At 71.4% G+C, this 1871-nt stretch carries 2 protein-coding genes and 1 pseudogene; all 3 read right to left on the reverse strand.

Translation table 11 applies throughout. The features are described from left to right. Nucleotides 1–403: pseudogene (locus R6V09_RS52160) on the reverse strand (2,3-diaminopropionate biosynthesis protein SbnB); the annotation flags it as partial. Next, a complete protein-coding gene (gene sbnA / locus R6V09_RS52165; protein ID WP_317888405.1) occupies nucleotides 307–1371 on the reverse strand; it encodes a 2,3-diaminopropionate biosynthesis protein SbnA in 1065 nt (354 codons plus the stop codon). The pseudogene R6V09_RS52160 and the gene sbnA, both read right to left, overlap by 97 nt. Beyond that, the coding region (locus R6V09_RS52170) for a hypothetical protein (protein WP_317888406.1) at nucleotides 1371–1871 on the reverse strand (501 nt) is incomplete at its 5' end. The genes sbnA and R6V09_RS52170, both read right to left, overlap by 1 nt.

The following is a 1871-nucleotide window of genomic DNA, read 5'->3' on the forward strand; positions in this document are numbered from 1 at the left end:
CGGGCGGGGCGCCGGCGAGTACGGTCGCCGCGAGTGCGGCGGACGCGGCCGTGCGGGCGGCACTGACCGAGGCCGCCTCGACGAGCGCCACGGGGTAGCCGGTCGCGTAGTCGTTCAGGATGAGGACGGCGGAGGCGCGGGGCAGACCGTCGGCGGTGTTGCGCGGGAAGGAACCGATCCACTTGATGCCGGCCATGTCCACGTCTCCGCCCAGGTAGGCGGGCAGGGCGATGATGCGGGAGTCCGGCTTGTCCGGGAAGCGCAGGAAGTAGCTGTCGGGGTTGACGCTGTGGCCGGCCGCGTGGGTCAGATAGGCGTCGCGGACCAGGTCGATGATGTCGCGCTCGCGGCCGTCGAGGAGTTCGACGACGTGCTTTCCGGTGAGTACGGAGAACTCGTGCATGGCATGCCTTCTGTGAGGTGGTCGAGGAGGTGCGGGCCGAAGTTCTCGGCGACCCAGGTGTCGTCGTAGATCGTGTCGAGGTAGCGGTCGCCGAGATCGGGCGAGATGGCCAGCACCCTGCTGCCGGGGCGGATGCGGTCGCGCAGGGCGGTGACGGCGGCGAGGACGGTGCCGGTGGATCCGCCGACCAGGAGTCCGTGGTCGCGGGCGACGCGGCGGCACACCCGGATCGTGTCCTCCTCGGAGACGAGGATCTTGTGGAACGATCCGTCGTCGCGGAAGATCTCCGGCCGTCTGCTGGTGCCCACACCGGGGATACGGCGCGGTCCGGGACGCGCGCCGAAGGTGACCGAGCCGACCGCGTCCACGGCGACGACGGCGGTGGGGCACCCGGCACCGCGCAGGTGTTCCACGCATCCCATGAGGGTGCCGGAGGTGCCGGTGCCGACGAAGAGCCAGTCGGGGGCGCCGAATCCGTCCAGGATCTCGGCGGCGGTGCCACGGCGGTGGGCGCGGACGTTCGCGGGGTTGGCGTACTGGTTGAGCCACACCAGCTTGGTGTCGTCCGCGAGCCGCCGGGCGATGTACTCGATCCGGGTGTGCAGGAACCCGCCGCCCGCGTCCCGCTCCCGTACGACGACGACCCTGGTGCCGAGCGCCTTCATGTGGGCGATGCTGCGGGTGTTCGCGTTGGGGTCGGTGACGACGGTGAGCCGGTAGCCCTTGGCCGCGCAGATGGTGGCGAGCGCGACTCCGAGGTTCCCGGAGGTCGACTCGATGACCTCGCTGCCGAGGCCCAGCCGCCCGTCGGTCTCGGCGGACTCGATGAGCTCCCGCGCCGTCCTGATCTTGATCGAGCCCGCCGGGTGCAGGGCTTCGAGCTTGAGATGCGTCTCGAACTGCCCGGCGTATCCCGGGAGTTCCAGGAAGACGCCGCCGACGTCGATGTCCTGGACGCGCGTGAACATCACGGTGTCCTCCTCGCGTCCCGCATTGCCTCCCGGGCGCACTCGGCGAGGAACTCGGGCCGGGTGGTGTTCAGGTGATGGCCTCCGGAGTCGGCCGCGGTCACGTGCAACGCGGTTGCGAACAGCCCCCAGTTCCCGGCGTGTTGCTCATGTCCGCGCGTCACCGGGTCGTCGGCCGCGAGCACCACCGTCACCGGGCAGCCGAGGGTGTGCCCGTGCGGGTCGGCCAGCGCCCGCGAGTACAGCTGGCCGGCGACCTGGGTGTCGTAGCGGAAGGAGCCGGCCAGGTCCTGCCGCTGCGCGGGCGAGAGCGCGTCGGCGCCGGGGATACCCGTGTGGGCGGTCAGCCGGTCGATGACCTCGTCGTCGGACAGGCCGGCGAGCTCGTCCCGCGAATAAGCCCGCGGGTCACGGGAGTTGAGCACTTTTGCCACGACCAGGAGGTGCGCGGGCGGCAGGCCCCTGCGGCGCAGGGCGAGCCCGGCGGCCAGCACGAAGAA

It is taken from the genome of Streptomyces sp. W16, from assembly GCF_033194735.1.
Lineage (GTDB): Bacteria > Actinomycetota > Actinomycetes > Streptomycetales > Streptomycetaceae > Streptomyces.